Origin of the sequence: Gemmobacter lanyuensis (genome assembly GCF_014652355.1) — a bacterium.
Lineage (GTDB): Bacteria > Pseudomonadota > Alphaproteobacteria > Rhodobacterales > Rhodobacteraceae > Gemmobacter > Gemmobacter lanyuensis.
Window position 1 is genome coordinate 209,987 of the sequence record NZ_BMYQ01000005.1, and the last position, 14,385, is coordinate 224,371.

A 14,385-nucleotide genomic window follows, 5' to 3' on the forward strand; every position below is an offset into this window, starting at 1 on the left:
CCGGCCCCGCCTTTCGGATCAGGCCGCGAGGCCCTTGGTTCCCATGTCGAGGAACTTCTGGCGGCGTTCCTTGACCAGCACCTCGGGTTTCTTGCCCGACAGCTCTTTCAGCATGGTCTCGACCGCCTTGCCCACGGCCTCGATCGTTTCCTTGCGGCCACGCTGTGCGCCGCCCAGCGGTTCCTTGATGATGCGGTCGATCACGCCCAGCTTTTGCAGGTCCTGCGCAGTCAGGCGCAGGGCCTCGGCGGCTTCGCGCATCTTTTCGGCATCTTTCCACAGGATCGAGGCGCAGCCTTCGGGGGAGATTACCGAATAGACCGAATGTTCCAGCATCGCGATGCGATTCGCGGTGGCAAAGGCCACGGCCCCGCCCGAACCACCCTCACCGATGATGATCGACAGCAGCGGCACACCGATCTGAAGGCATTTCTCGGTCGAGCGGGCAATGGCCTCAGCCTGACCACGCTCTTCGGCGCCCTTGCCCGGATAGGCGCCGGGCGTATCGACCAGCGTCACCACCGGCAGACCGAAGCGATGCGCCATATCCATCAGCCGGATCGCCTTGCGATACCCCTCGGGGCGGGCCATGCCGAAATTGCGTTCAATGCGCGACTTGGTGTCATTGCCCTTTTCATGGCCGATCACCACGACCGGCTGATCGTTGAAGCGCGCAAGCCCCCCCATGACAGCATGGTCGTCTGCAAAGGCACGGTCGCCGGCCAGCGGGGTATATTCGGTAAAGAGCGCGTCGATGTAATCTTTGCAATGCGGCCGGTCGGGATGGCGCGCGACCTGGCATTTACGCCAGGGCGTCAGATCCTTGTACAGATCCTTGAGCAACGATTCGGCCTTGCGGTCCAGCGCCGCGGCCTCTTTCTCGACGTCCATTTCCTTGTTGGCACGCGCGAGCGCCCGCAGCTCTTCGGCCTTGCCTTCGATCTCGGCCAGCGGCTTTTCGAATTCGAGGTAGTTCATCGGGCACTCCTCCCAAGTGGGGACGGCGGGGAAACGGCCTTCTATATGGCCAAGCGCGGCGAAAGATGCAACTCGCCTGCGGTGCCGGAAACGGCAACGCCCCGCAGCCGGGCTGCGGGGCGTGCTCCCCCCGTGATGCCATGTCGGGCCTCCTCTCCCTTCATGGCGCGGGTATCGCTTTTCAAAGCGACGCTTTTTTAAACTTTCATGACAGTAGCCTGCGTTTCGGCAAGGCAGTCTGTCAACGGTTTTTTAGGCACCCGCAGCGATCATTTCGGCTTGGCGCACGATGACCTCTGCCTGTTTGATAGAGGCGATATCCACAAGACGGCCCTTATAGACAGTCGCACCTTCGCCACGGGCCTTCGCGGCCTCCATGGCGGACAGAATCTCGCGTGCTTCGCCGACTGCGGTCTCTGAGGGGGTGAAAACCTCATTGGCCAGCGCGATCTGTTTGGGATGAATCGCCCATTTCCCGACCATGCCCAGCGTGGCTGACCTGCGCGCCTGCGCGCGATAGCCTTCATCATCGCTGAAATCGCCGAAAGGACCGTCCACCGGCAGGATGCCGTGGGTACGGCAGGCGGCGACAATGGCGGCCTGTGCCCAATGCCACGGATCGGACCAGTATTTGGCTCCCTCGCGCAGCATGTAATAGTTTTCCTGCGTCCCACCGATGCCGGTAGTCTGCATCCCCATGCTGGCCGCGAAATCGGCGGCACCGAGGCTCATGGCCTGCAGACGCGGGGAAGAGGCCGCGATTTCCTCGACATGGGCGATCCCGGCGGCCGATTCGATGATGACCTCAAAGCTGATCGGCTTGGCCCGGCCCTTGGCGCGTTCGATCGCGGTGACCAGCGCATCAACGGCATAGATATCGGCGGCACAGCCGACCTTGGGGATCATGATCTGATCAAGCCGGTCGCCCGCCTGCTCCAGCAGATCGACGACATCCCGGTACCAATAGGGCGTGTCCAGCCCGTTGATCCGCACCGACAGATACTTCTTCCCCCAGTCCAGCGTATTGATCGCGGTGATGATATTGGCGCGGGCCTGATCCTTGTCCGAAGGGGCGACGGAATCCTCAAGGTCCAGGTTGATCACGTCGGCGGCCGAAGCGGCCATCTTCTCGAACAGCGCGGGACGCGAGCCGGGGCCGAACAACTGGCACCGGTTCGGGCGGGCGGGGGCGGCAGGCTGGATGCGGAAGCTCATCGTCAGTGTCTCGGCAATGAAATTTCAGGGATCGCTGTGAATGGGTTATAATCTTGCGCGCACAGAATCAAGTGTGATTTGCAGCCGCAGCATGGCTGCTGCGTGGCAGCGAAGGGCATTCGCGCTTGACGCGCCGGACGCCCTGCCGCAAACCGCCCTTGTTTATTGGGCCAACGCAAGGGGAAGAGCGATGAGCCGCACCGTTTACGTGAACGGAGATTACGTGCCGGAAGCAGAGGCGAAGATCTCGGTCTTTGACCGCGGCTTCCTGATGGCCGATGGCGTCTATGAAGTGACAAGCGTGCTGGACGGCAAGCTGATCGACTTTGGCGGTCACTGCAAACGTCTGGCGCGGTCACTGTCGGAACTGGCCATGCAGAACCCGCATAGCGATGAAGAATGGCTGGCCATCCACCGCGAGATGGTGGCCCGCAATGACATCGTGGATGGCATGGTCTATCTGCAGGTGACGCGCGGCAATCCGGGTGACCGCGATTTCGCCTATCCGGCGAATGACGTGGCGCCGACGGTCGTGCTGTTCACCCAGTCGAAGCCCGGCCTTGCCGAAAGCCCCGCCGCGAAAACCGGCTGGAAGGTGATCTCCGTTCCCGACATCCGTTGGGGCCGGCGTGACATCAAGACGGTGCAGCTGCTCTACCCCTCGATGGGCAAGATGGCCGCCAAACAGGCGGGCGCTGATGATGCATGGATGGTCGAAGATGGGTTCGTGACTGAAGGCACCTCGAACAACGCCTATATCGTCAAGGGCAACAAGATCATCACCCGCGCCCTGTCGAACGACATCCTGCACGGCATCACCCGCGCGGCCGTGCTGCGGTTCGCCGCCGAGGCGCAGATGGAGATCGAAGAGCGCAACTTCACCATCGATGAGGCGCAGAAAGCCGATGAGGCTTTCATCACCTCGGCCTCGGCCTTCGTGATGCCGGTGGTGGAAATCGACGGCGCCGCGCTGAACGGCGGCAAGGTCGGCCCCGTGGCGACCCGCCTGCGCGAGATCTATCTTGAAGAGATGCGGAAAGCCGCGATCTGACCCTCTCAGGCGGGGGCCTTTGGGCCCCTGCCCTTCCCGCGCCTAGGCCAGCCCGGCCAGCACCTCGGTCAGGATCGGCGCCAGACGCGCGGCCCAGGCCACCTGATCGGCCGGTGTGGCAATCAGGTCATTGCGAAGCTCGATCAGGGTGTTATGGCGCCCCGGCACCAGCGCATGGCGATCAATCGCATCGCCCGGCAAGTGGCCGTTATAGGGCTGGTTGTCCCCCACACAGAGATCGGGTTCCTGCTGCAGCCGCGCAATTAACGGCAGGGACAGGCGCGTATCCAGATGGCTGTGCAGGATGCCGATATGCCAGGGCCGCGGCGCCCGCCCGCGCAGGCAGGGGGTGAAGCTGTGGATCGCCACGATCACCGTATCGGGCCGCCGCGCCGCCAGCTGGGCCAACGCCGCGTGATAGGGACGATAGAGCAGCTCTTTTCGCCGCTCGATTTCCGCCGCATCGACATAGCGGTTGCCGGGAATGATGGTGCCGTCATAGAGCCGCATCACCAGCGTCGGATCATCCTCGCCCCGGTTGGGATCAATCACGAGGCGCGAGAAATCAGAGCAGATCACGGGGCTGTCCAGCGCCGCACCCAACGCGATGGAGACGCCCGCGGCGCCGGGATCCCAGGCGATATGCCGCGCCATGTCCTGCGGCGCGATGCCAAGCACACCGCCATTGATGGCCGGCGGGACCCGGTTCGAGGCATGATCGCAGGTCACAAGCCACCGGCCCGGACGGTCTTCACCATAGATCTGAAAAGCGGGGGTCGTCATCTTTGCGTCACCAGTCAGCGTCACATCCACATAGGGCATGGCGCGACGGCACGGAATCTGCAATCGATGGAAACGCAGCACTTGGCCTCTGAAACACGCGCGAATGTCGGGATTGATGCGACAAGGGCGATTTTTGACGCGCAAGCGTGTTACCGCTAACAAATGCCAGATTGCCGCCGCGGCGGTTTTGCTCCATAACGACTTCGGCCCGTGATGACCGAACAAGACAGACAAGGAACCGGCAGCATGAGACGGATGCGCAATGTGAAGATCGTGGCCACCCTGGGGCCCGCATCGTCCGACTATGATACCATTCGCAATTTGTTCGAGGCAGGGGCCGACGTGTTCCGCCTGAACATGAGCCACGGCACCCACGACGACATTCGCGCGCGCCACGAAATCATCCGCAAGGTCGAGGCCGATATCGGCCGCCCGATCGCCATTCTGGCCGACCTTCAGGGTCCGAAGCTGCGCGTCGGCGCCTTCGCCGATGGCCCGGTGGATCTGGTCGAAGGGCAAAGCTTCCGCTTTGACCTGGACGATACCCCCGGCGATGCGACGCGCGTACAGCTGCCGCATCCGGAAATCTTTGCCGCACTGGAAGTCGGGTCTTCGCTGCTGATCAATGACGGCAAGATCCGCGTTCATGTCGATGCCTGCGGCAAGGACTTTGCCGATTGCACCGTGACCGTGGCCGGCACCATCTCGAATCGCAAGGGCGTGAACGTCCCCGACGTGCTGCTGCCGCTGGCGGCGCTGTCGCAGAAGGACCGTGCCGATCTGGAAGTGGCCTGCCAACTGGGCGTGGACTGGCTTGCCCTGTCTTTCGTGCAGCGCCCCGAAGATGTGATCGAGGCCCGCGCGCTGGCCAACGGCCGCGCCGCGATTCTGGCCAAGATCGAAAAGCCCGCCGCCGTGAAGGCCTATGATGCCATTCTGGCCGTGGCCGATGGCATCATGGTGGCCCGTGGCGACCTGGGCGTTGAACTGCCGGTCCATGCCGTGCCGCCGATCCAGAAACAGTTGGTCCGCAAGGCCCGTGCCGCAGCCAAGCCGGTGATTGTGGCGACCCAGATGCTGGAATCGATGATCGAAAGCCCCGTGCCCACCCGGGCCGAGGTGTCGGACGTGGCAACCGCGATCTATGAGGGCGCCGATGCAGTGATGCTCTCGGCGGAAAGCGCCGCCGGGAAATTCCCGATCGAAGCTGTAGCCACCATGAACAATGTCGCGATCAGCGTCGAAAGCGATGCGACCTATCGCGACATCATCGAGGCAAGCCGCAAGGTGGTCCGCACCACCGTGGCCGATGGCATCGTCGCCGCAGCCCGCGAAATCGCAGAGGCCGCCGACATCAAGGCGATCTGCTGCTTCTCGCAATCGGGGACGACGGTGAGCCTGGTTGCCCGCGAACGTCCGCGCGTGCCGATCATCGGCCTGACGCCGCTGATCGGGACAGCGCGTCGGCTCTGCCTGACCTGGGGCGCCCATTGCGCCGTGACGGAAGAGCAGGACCGCTTCAAGGGCGCCGTGATTTCGGCCGTGCGCGCCGCGCGCTCTTATGGGTTTGCCACCGAAAAGGACCAGATCGTCGTGACTGCAGGCGTGCCGTTCAACGTCACCGGCACCACGAACATCCTGCGTGTCGCACCCTGTGACGAGCGGTTGATTCACCGCGCCGACCCGGAGTAATCTGGCAGGGCACAATATCGGGGGTGGCCGTGAACACGGATCTCTATCTCGTCATCGGGATCATCGTTGTCGCCTTGGCCATTCCCGCGGTCTTTGCCGCCTATTCCGAAGGCCGCGTGCCACGCGCGGCCTCGATCCTGGTTCTCATCGGCGGATCGCTTGTCGTGATGGCGCTGACCAAGAAACCCGGTGGATATGAGGTTCAGGACATCCCGAACGCCTTTTACCGGGTCATCGGGCAATTGATGCGATAGGAACGGGCGGCCCAAAGGCCGCCTTTTTCCTTTCCTGGCTTGCACTTTTCCCGGATGGGCCCTATACGGCCCGCTCTACCCCGCGCGTCCGGCCTCTGTGGCATTGCCGAGTCGTGCGTTCACCCTCAACGAGGAGATGGAAATGCCCAAGATGAAGACCAAGTCGGCGGCAAAGAAGCGCTTCAGCTTCACTGCTTCCGGTCGTGTGAAAGCTGGCCCGGCCGGCAAACGTCACGGCATGATCAAACGGACGACCAAGTTCGTGCGCGATGCATCGGGTGCTATGATCCTGTGCGAGAGCGATGCGAAAATCGTCAAAAAATACATGCCCTACGACCGGTAAGGAGAACTTCATATGTCCCGCGTTAAATCCGGCAAGGTGACCCACGCCCGTCACCGCAAGGTGATCAAGGCTGCGAAAGGCTACTACGCCGCTCGCTCGACGAACTTCCGCACCGCGACTCAGGCTGTCGACAAGGCCAACCAGTATGCGACCCGCGACCGCAAGACCCGCAAGCGCAACTTCCGCGCGCTGTGGATCCAGCGGATCAACGCGGCCGTCCGTCTGTTCGACCTCGAGATGACCTATTCGCGTTTCATCAACGGTCTGGCGAAAGCCGGGATCGAAGTGGACCGCAAGGTTCTGGCCGATCTGGCCGTGCATGAGCCCGAGGCGTTCAACGCCATCGCCGCTCAGGCAAAGGCCGCGCTGGCCGCCTGATTTCAGGCAACTGACGGATCTGGAAGGGCCCCGCTTCGGCGGGGCTTTTTCTTTGCGCGACTCTGGGGGCGCTGCCCCCGGGGCCGCTGGCCCCTCCCCCGGGATATTTGGACAACGGGAAGGGCGGCAGTCTTGCAAAAGATGCCTGTCAGGGCTAGCACCGCAACAGAATGACGGAGGCACGAATGGACCTGACAGAGCTGCGCGGGAAATATGTCGAGGCGATTGCCAAGGCAGCGGACGAGGCGGCGCTGGAAGAGGTGCGGATTGCCGCGCTTGGCAAAAAGGGCGAGATTTCGGCCCTGATGGCGGGTCTGGGCAAGATGGAGCCCGACGCACGCAAAGCCGCAGGCGCCGCGATGAATGTCGTCAAGGACGAGATCGATGCCGCGCTGCGGGCCAAGAAGGCGGCGCTGGCCGATGCGGCACTGGATGCCCGGCTGCGGACCGAATGGCTGGATGTGACGCTGCCGGGGCGCCCGCGCCGGGTGGGCACCATCCATCCGGTGAGCCAGGTGATGGACGAGCTGACGGCGATCTTCGCCGATATGGGCTTTGCCGTGGCCGAGGGCCCGCAGGTCGAGAGCGACTGGTACAATTTCGATGCGCTCAACATTCCGCCCGAGCATCCGGCGCGGCAAGAGCATGATACGTTCTTCATGCATCGTGACGCGGGGGATGAGCGGCCGCCGCATGTGCTGCGGACCCATACCAGCCCGGTGCAGATCCGGGCGATGATGGCGCAGGGCGCGCCGATCCGCGTGATCGCGCCGGGCCGGGTCTATCGGATGGACATGGACCAGACCCATACGCCGATGTTCCATCAGGTCGAGGGTCTGGCGATTGACCGCGACATCAGCATGGCAAACCTGAAATGGGTGCTGGAAGAGTTCTGCCGCGCCTTCTTTGAGGTGGACAAGGTCGAGCTGCGCTTCCGTGCCAGCCATTTCCCCTTCACCGAGCCTTCGGCAGAGGTGGACATCCGCTATTCCAATGTCGGCGGTCAGCTGAAGATCGGCGAGGGCGACAAGTGGATGGAAATCCTCGGCTCGGGGATGGTGCATCCGAAGGTGCTGGCGGCGGCGGGCGTGGACCCGAACGAATGGCAGGGTTTTGCCTTCGGCATGGGGATCGACCGGCTGGCCATGCTGAAATACGGCATCCCGGACCTGCGCGCCTTCTTTGAATCGGATCTGCGCTGGCTGCGGCATTATGGGTTCGCAAGCCTCGACCTGCCGGATCTGCCGGGCGGGCTGAGCCGCTGAGAGTTTGAAAGGCGCCCGCATTCGGGCGCCTTTTTTCATGGCATCGGTAAAGATGCTGCGGCCTGTCTGGTCCTGATATCAGGTCCGAACCCGGATCTGGCCAGGAAGGCGCTTCCCATCCGCTGCAAGCTGATCGAAGACTGAGGGACTGGGCGGCGCACAGGCCGCCCGAGCCTTAGATCACGATAATGTCGGCCGCTGTGAGCGCAGTTCCATCCGCGAAATCCGCGATCAGCACTTTGGTGCCGCCGCCGTTGCCATCGGCATCAAACCAAAGGCGGCCGGTCGATTGCTGATAGATGATCCGGTCTGCACCATCGACGGCGGATGTCCCGGCGACAAAACGCCCCCCGATCGCCCCGAGATTGCCCAGGCCGACAAAGCTGTCCCGGTCGATTTCGATCCGATCTGCCGCAGCGTTGAAGTCGGACACGGTATCGACGGTCCCGCGATTGGCAAAGACGAAGACATCGGCGTCACGCCCCCCGGTCAGCTGATCGGCGCCCGCCCCGCCGTTGAGACGGTCGTTGCCTATGCCGCCCACAAGCGTATCTGCCCCGAGACCGCCGTTCAGCACATCATTGCCCGCATCGCCCAGCAGCCGGTCAGCGCCTGCATTGCCATCCACCGTATCCCGCCCGGCGCCGCCGAACAGCACGTCATTGCCCGAGCCGCCGTTGATGTCGTCATTACCAGCGACCAGCATGTTGAAGGCCTGCGGCCCACGCCCTGCCAGAAGGTGGTCAACAAAAGTGTTTGCAGAAAGGTTCAGCCCCGTCAGGCTGAGCGGATCTGGTACGCCACTGATGCGGACCAGCATCCCGGTCAGCGTACCAGAACTGACGCCTGTGAAGATGCCGCCCGAAACCTCCACCACCAGATTCGTTCCCAAGAAGCGAACCGAGGCATCATTGGGCACGTTCAACTGCACATAGTTGGACGTGTAGGAGATGCTTGTCCCCCCCGTGATCACGCTGTCGAAGTCCTGCCGCTCTGCAATCATGTTCAGGGCGGGCCAGTAGGTCCGAACAGGCGTAAAATTCAAGACAGCCATCTAAGCCTCCCACAACGACTGAAATATCTTTCAATCAAACAGAATTCGAGCAAGGCGCAATGCAAATTCGGCGGGACCATGAAAAATGGCCCCTGCGATTGCAGGGGCCATAGCGGTGATCATGCTAGGGTGGATCAGGTAAAACGGTTGTCGCGCGGGAAGCCGCGTGGCGCCATGGCGCCGGTCGCGGCACGGGACGCTGTCCATTGCGACAGATCCGATTCGGTCCGGGTGCGCCCGGCGGGGTCTTTCCATGTCAGACCGTCGACGATATTGAAGGTGATGGCATCCGAGAGCCCGCCATCCTTGTATTTCTGAAGGCGAACACCCTTGCCCTTGGCCATTTCCGGCAGCTCGCTGATCTTGAAGACCAGCAGCTTGCGGTTTTCGCCCACCACGGCGACATGATCGCCGGTGATGCGACGGCAAAGCGCGGTCTTGATGCCGTCCTTCACCGTCAGAACCTGTTTGCCCGCGCGGGTCTGGGCAATCACCTCTTCCGAGGGGACGACAAAACCGTCGCCGGCGGTCGATGCGACCAGCAGCTTTTCGCCCGGCCGCCAGATCAGCAGATCGGTGATGTCGCTGTCATTGGGCAGATCCACCATCAGGCGCACGGGCTCCCCCATGCCGCGCCCACCGGGCAGATTGGCACCTAGAAGTGTGTAGAAGCGCCCGTTTGCCCCAACCAGAAGGATGCGGTCGGTCGTTTCGGCGTGGAAGATGAAGCGGCCTTCGTCGCCATCCTTGAACTTCACCTCGGTATCCAGCGCGACATGGCCTTTCATCGCGCGGATCCAGCCCATTTTGGAGCAGATGACCGTGATCGGCTCACGCTCGATCATCGCCTCGATCGGCACTTCCTCGACATCGGCGAGGTCGGCAAAGTCACTGCGGCGGGCGCCAAGCGCGGTCGTCTTGCCGAATTGCCCCTGCACATCCGCCAGATCGCGCCCGATGCGCGCCCATTGCAGGCCCACATCGGCCATCAGCGCCGCGAGGTCCGCACGTTCCGCCCGCAGGGCATCGCGTTCGGCCACCAGCTCCATCTCTTCCAGCTTCCGCAGGCTGCGGAGCCGCATGTTCAGGATTGCCTCGGCCTGAATCTCTGACAGCTCACCCTTGCCGGGCTTCGGCGGCTGGTAATCCTCTTCCGAGGTCGCGCGCTTGTGCTTCTTGCCCCAGGTTTCGGCCATGAGGGCCGCTTTCGGCTCGGCGTCGTAGCGGATGATGTCGATCACACGATCCAGATTGAGGAAGGTGATGATGAAGCCATCCAAGATTTCCAGCCGGTGATCGATCTTTTCGATACGGTGCTGGGTGCGGCGCTGCAAAACATCGCGGCGATGATCCAGAAAGGCGCGCAGCACCTCTTTGAGCGAACAGACCTTGGGCACGCGGCCGTCGATCAGCACGTTCATGTTCAGACTGAAGCGGATTTCGAGGTCGCTGTTCTTGAACAGCATCCCCATCAGCATCTCGGGCTCCACGGTGCGGGCGCGGGGCTCCAGCACGATGCGGACATCCTCGGCGCTCTCGTCGCGGACGTCGGCCAGCGCGGGCACCTTCTTGGTCTGGATCAGTTCAGCCAGACGCTCGATCAGCTTGGATTTCTGGACCTGATAGGGGATCTCGGTGACAACGATCTGCCACTGGCCGCGGCCCAGATCCTCAACCGCCCAGCGGGCGCGCAGGCGGAAGGCGCCGCGCCCCGTGCGATAGGCCTCAAGGATGTTCTCGCGCGGCTCGACGATGACGCCGCCGGTGGGGAAGTCAGGGCCAGGCACATGGCGCACCAGCTCTGCGTCCGACACCTCGGGGTCGGCCAACATGGCCTGACAGGCATCGATCAGTTCGTGCAGGTTATGGGGCGGGATATTCGTCGCCATGCCCACGGCAATGCCGCTTGCACCATTGGCCAGCAGGTTCGGGAAGGCCGCGGGCATTACCACCGGCTCTTCCAGCGTGCCGTCATAGTTGGGGCGGAAATCGACCGCGTTCTCGGTCAGGCCTTCCATCAACAGTTCGGCAATATGGGTCAGCCGCGCCTCGGTGTAACGGCTGGCGGCGGGGTTGTCGCCATCAATATTGCCGAAGTTGCCCTGACCATCGACCAGCGGGTAACGGACGTTGAAATCCTGCGCCAGACGCGCCATCGCATCATAGATCGCGGCATCGCCATGGGGGTGATAGTTGCCCATCACATCGCCTGAAATCTTTGCCGATTTGCGGAACCCACCGGTGGGCGACAGGCGCAATTCGCGCATCGCATAAAGGATGCGGCGATGCACCGGCTTCAGCCCGTCGCGCGCATCCGGCAGCGCCCGATGCATGATCGTGGACAGCGCATAGGTCAGATAGCGCTCGCCAATGGCGCGGCGCAACGGCTCGGAATGGGTCGCGGGCTCGATATTGGGGCTGTCTGTCTTGTCGGTCATGGATGTTGTGTAAACTCTGCCTTGGGCCCGGTCCAGCCGTTTTGCGACCCAAGCCGCGGGCCGCGGTTTTTTCCCCGTTCCCCCCTGCAAGACCATGCTAAAGACAGGGGGTTACGAGTGATTCCGGGTGCCATCATGCTGCGTTTGTGTGCAGGCCTTTGTGCCGTTCTGTTCCTTGTCCTGCGGATCGCCGGGGAGGATACCGGCCAGACCCGCGCAGGCCTTCGCCCGGCCGAAGCGGCGATTACCGCCGCCCGCCCGATGGTTCCGCGCGCCCCGCCCCTGCCCGAGCTTCCGCTGGTCTTGCCCCTGGTGAAGGCCGCCCCGCCCGAGGCGCCGCAGACGATGCGCTATGTCCAGGCCGATACCGTAAACCTGCGCGAGGGACCATCCACCGAATTTGCCGTGGTGGGCCAACTGCTGAAGGGGGCTATGGCGCAGCTTCTTTGGACCGAAGGCAACGGCTGGGCACATATCGCTGCCGCGGGCAACGGGCTGACCGGCTATGTCGCGGCCGAGCTTTTGTCCGAGTCCGCGCCCTGAACAGCGGAATTGCACCGAGGCGGAAAAGCCCTTATCCCCTTGGGAAAAATCGGAGCAGATCATGTCATCCCCGCGCAGCGTCCTGATCACCGGATGTTCATCCGGCATCGGGCTTGATGCCGCACGCAGCCTGCATGCCCGCGGCTGGCGCGTCTTTGCGACGTGCCGACAAGAGGCGGATTGCGATCGCTTGCGGGCCGAAGGGCTGGAAAGCTTCCCCCTCGACTACGCCGACGAAGCCTCGATCACCGCCGCGGTCGAAGAAGTGCGCCGCCGAACCGATGGCACGCTGGATGCGCTCTACAACAACGGCGCCTTCGCCTGCCCCGGCGCCGCTGAAGATCTGCCCCGCGGCGCGCTGCGCGAGATCTTTGAGGTCAACCTCTTCGGCTACCATGACCTGACGCGGCAGGTGATTCCCCTGATGCGCGCCCAAGGCCACGGGCGGATCGTGAACTGTTCCTCGGTGCTGGGTCTGGTCGGCATGCGTTGGCGTGCGGCCTATGTCTCGACCAAATTTGCGATGGAGGGGCTGACCGACGTGCTGCGCGTGGAAATGCGCGGGACCGGCATCGATATCATCCTGATTGAACCCGGGCCGATCCCGACCCGAATCCGCGAAAACTCCATCCCTCATTTCGAGAAATGGATCGACTGGGAAAACTCTGCCCGGGTCGAGGAATACCGCAGCCTGCTGCACCGGCTTTATGAACCGAAAACCGGGCCTGACCTGTTCGAACTGCCCTGCGCGGCGGTGACGGCAAAGCTCATCCATGCGCTGGAAAGTCGGCGGCCCCGGCCCCGCTATTACGTGACCAAGGCCACGCATCTGATGGGCCTTGCCCGGCGGATCCTGCCCACCCGCGCACTTGATTGGCTGATTTCCCGCGTCTAGGCGAATTCTTCTCGCCTTTCGGGGTAAAGCCGCTACATGTGGCGCCATCGCACGGAAGGGGAAGCAGATGCTGCTCAATGACCCGCTCTTCATTCTCGCCGCCCTGGCCAGTTTCGGCGTGCTGATCATCCTGATGATCGGCATCGGCGGCTTCGCCAAAGGGGGCGATTTCAACCGCAAACACGCCAATCGCTTGATGCGGTATCGTATCATCGCGCAGGCGGCGGCGGTCATCCTGATCGTCACCTTTGCCTTTGTTCGCAGCCGCTGGGGGAACTGATGGTCGTCCTGTCGAAGATCTACACAAAGACCGGGGATGCCGGGGAAACCGCCCTTGGCAATGGTGCCCGGGTCGCCAAACACAGCCTGCGGGTGCAGGCCTATGGCACGGTCGATGAAACCAACGCGACGCTTGGCCTGGCGCGTCTGCATGCCGGGGGCCCGGTGGATGAGGCGCTGCAGCGCATCCAGAATGACCTCTTTGATCTTGGTGCCGACCTTTGCCGCCCGGACATGGCCCGCGATCACGAGGCTGGCTATGTGCCGCTGCGGATCCTCAGCAGCCAAGTCGCCCGACTCGAGTCGGAAATCGACGGCATGAATGCCGCGCTGGAACCGCTCCGCAGTTTCATCCTGCCCGGCGGAAGCGCGCTGGCCGCGCATTTGCACCTGTGCCGCACCGTCTCGCGCCGGGCCGAAAGGCTGACGGTTGAGCTGGCGACGATGGAGGAAATCAACCCTGAGGCGGTCAAGTATCTGAACCGCCTGTCGGATTGGTTCTTTGTCGCAGCGCGCATCGCAAATGACGAAGGTCGCGCCGACGTACTCTGGGTGCCGGGCCTTACGCGCTGAGTTTTTTCTCTGCTTGACGCTGCGTTGAAGACGCGGCGTCTCAGCGTCGCAGCGTGTCGCTTTTGGATTGTTTTCCATGTCGGTGCCGGGCTAACAACGCTCCGAAGAGATCAAAAAGGTCCATCTCTGGGCCGGAAATCTGGGAGATTGCCGCTGATGAAGGTTTTGGTGCCTGTCAAACGCGTGATTGACTACAACGTGAAGGTTCGCGTGAAGGCGGACGGGAGCGGGGTTGATCTTGCGAATGTGAAGATGTCGATGAACCCGTTTGACGAGATTGCGGTGGAAGAGGCGATCCGTCTGAAGGAGAAGGGGATCGCGTCCGAGATTGTGGTTGTGTCGATCGGCGTGAAGCAGGCGCAAGAGACGCTTCGGACGGCGCTTGCGATGGGGGCGGACCGGGCGATCCTGGTTGAGGCTGCGTCGGACGTGCATACCGACATCGAACCGCTCGCCGTGGCGAAGATCCTGGCGGCGGTAGCGAAGGAAGAGGCGCCGGGCCTGATCCTTGCGGGCAAGCAGGCGATCGACAATGACCTGAACGCGACGGGTCAGATGCTCTCGGCGCTGCTGGGGTGGTCGCAGGCTACCTTTGCCAGCGAGCTTTCGGTTGAGGGTGACGCGGCGACGGTGACGCGTGAGGT

The 14,385-nt window shown here is 62.9% G+C and carries 16 protein-coding genes; 11 read left to right on the forward strand and 5 right to left on the reverse strand.

Annotated features, from left to right (window positions below):
- Positions 1-18: 18 nt before the first annotated feature.
- Both IE101_RS10715 and IE101_RS10720 read right to left on the reverse strand, forming a co-directional pair.
- The gene (locus IE101_RS10715) at positions 19-978 is read right to left on the reverse strand and encodes an acetyl-CoA carboxylase carboxyltransferase subunit alpha (protein WP_189633820.1); all 960 of its coding nucleotides are present in this window, start codon (positions 976-978) and stop codon (positions 19-21) included.
- 252 nt (positions 979-1,230) lie between these two features.
- Complete coding sequence (locus IE101_RS10720; protein ID WP_189633821.1) at positions 1,231-2,193, reverse strand: L-malyl-CoA/beta-methylmalyl-CoA lyase; 963 nt, start codon at positions 2,191-2,193, stop codon at positions 1,231-1,233.
- Positions 2,194-2,383: 190 nt separating this feature from the next.
- Between IE101_RS10720 and IE101_RS10725 the strand changes: the two genes are divergently transcribed.
- Positions 2,384-3,244, forward strand: coding sequence for a D-amino-acid transaminase (locus IE101_RS10725; RefSeq protein WP_189633822.1), 861 nt, complete (start codon positions 2,384-2,386; stop codon positions 3,242-3,244).
- A 42-nt stretch (positions 3,245-3,286) separates the two neighbouring features.
- On the opposite strand, the gene IE101_RS10730 is transcribed toward IE101_RS10725, so the two are convergent.
- Positions 3,287-4,027 (reverse strand): N-formylglutamate amidohydrolase, encoded by a 741-nt coding sequence (locus tag IE101_RS10730; RefSeq protein ID WP_189633823.1) that lies wholly within the window; start codon positions 4,025-4,027, stop codon positions 3,287-3,289.
- A 246-nt stretch (positions 4,028-4,273) separates the two neighbouring features.
- Between IE101_RS10730 and pyk the strand changes: the two genes are divergently transcribed.
- The 5 genes from pyk to pheS all read left to right on the forward strand — a co-directional run bounded on the left by pyk (position 4,274) and on the right by pheS (position 7,959).
- Positions 4,274-5,719, forward strand: a complete 1,446-nt coding sequence (gene pyk / locus IE101_RS10735) for a pyruvate kinase (protein ID WP_189633824.1) — start codon at positions 4,274-4,276, stop codon at positions 5,717-5,719.
- Positions 5,720-5,748: 29 nt separating this feature from the next.
- Positions 5,749-5,973 carry a hypothetical protein gene (locus IE101_RS10740; protein WP_189633825.1) on the forward strand — a complete coding sequence of 75 codons (225 nt, stop codon included), beginning with the start codon at positions 5,749-5,751 and terminating at the stop codon, positions 5,971-5,973.
- 142 nt (positions 5,974-6,115) lie between these two features.
- Positions 6,116-6,316: a 50S ribosomal protein L35 gene (gene rpmI / locus IE101_RS10745; protein WP_149140168.1), complete on the forward strand. Its 201-nt coding sequence runs from the start codon at positions 6,116-6,118 to the stop codon at positions 6,314-6,316.
- A gap of 12 nt (positions 6,317-6,328) precedes the next feature.
- Positions 6,329-6,694, forward strand: coding sequence for a 50S ribosomal protein L20 (gene rplT, locus IE101_RS10750; RefSeq protein WP_189633826.1), 366 nt, complete (start codon positions 6,329-6,331; stop codon positions 6,692-6,694).
- A 185-nt stretch (positions 6,695-6,879) separates the two neighbouring features.
- Complete coding sequence (pheS, locus tag IE101_RS10755) at positions 6,880-7,959, forward strand: phenylalanine--tRNA ligase subunit alpha (protein ID WP_189633827.1); 1,080 nt, start codon at positions 6,880-6,882, stop codon at positions 7,957-7,959.
- 175 nt (positions 7,960-8,134) lie between these two features.
- Here pheS and IE101_RS19995 read toward each other — a convergent pair whose 3' ends face one another.
- Together IE101_RS19995 and parC are read right to left on the reverse strand one after the other, a co-directional pair.
- Entirely contained in the window at positions 8,135-9,013 is an 879-nt protein-coding gene (locus tag IE101_RS19995; RefSeq protein WP_189633828.1) for a calcium-binding protein, read from the reverse strand.
- A gap of 134 nt (positions 9,014-9,147) precedes the next feature.
- Entirely contained in the window at positions 9,148-11,451 is a 2,304-nt protein-coding gene (parC, locus tag IE101_RS10765; protein ID WP_189633829.1) for a DNA topoisomerase IV subunit A, read from the reverse strand.
- A 135-nt stretch (positions 11,452-11,586) separates the two neighbouring features.
- On the opposite strand from parC, the gene IE101_RS10770 reads away from it, so the two are divergent.
- The 5 genes from IE101_RS10770 to IE101_RS10790 all read left to right on the forward strand — a co-directional run.
- The gene (locus IE101_RS10770; protein WP_189633830.1) at positions 11,587-11,994 is read left to right on the forward strand and encodes an SH3 domain-containing protein; all 408 of its coding nucleotides are present in this window, start codon (positions 11,587-11,589) and stop codon (positions 11,992-11,994) included.
- Between the two features lie 61 nt (positions 11,995-12,055).
- Positions 12,056-12,889, forward strand: coding sequence for an SDR family NAD(P)-dependent oxidoreductase (locus IE101_RS10775; protein WP_189633831.1), 834 nt, complete (start codon positions 12,056-12,058; stop codon positions 12,887-12,889).
- A gap of 70 nt (positions 12,890-12,959) precedes the next feature.
- Positions 12,960-13,169 (forward strand): twin transmembrane helix small protein, encoded by a 210-nt coding sequence (locus IE101_RS10780; protein ID WP_189633848.1) that lies wholly within the window; start codon positions 12,960-12,962, stop codon positions 13,167-13,169.
- A complete protein-coding gene (locus tag IE101_RS10785; RefSeq protein ID WP_189633832.1) occupies positions 13,169-13,741 on the forward strand; it encodes a cob(I)yrinic acid a,c-diamide adenosyltransferase in 573 nt (190 codons plus the stop codon). Before IE101_RS10780 ends, IE101_RS10785 begins: the two co-directional genes overlap by 1 nt.
- A gap of 156 nt (positions 13,742-13,897) precedes the next feature.
- Positions 13,898-14,385, forward strand: a 488-nt coding sequence (locus IE101_RS10790; RefSeq protein WP_189633833.1) for an electron transfer flavoprotein subunit beta/FixA family protein, incomplete at its 3' end; no start/stop codon positions are given.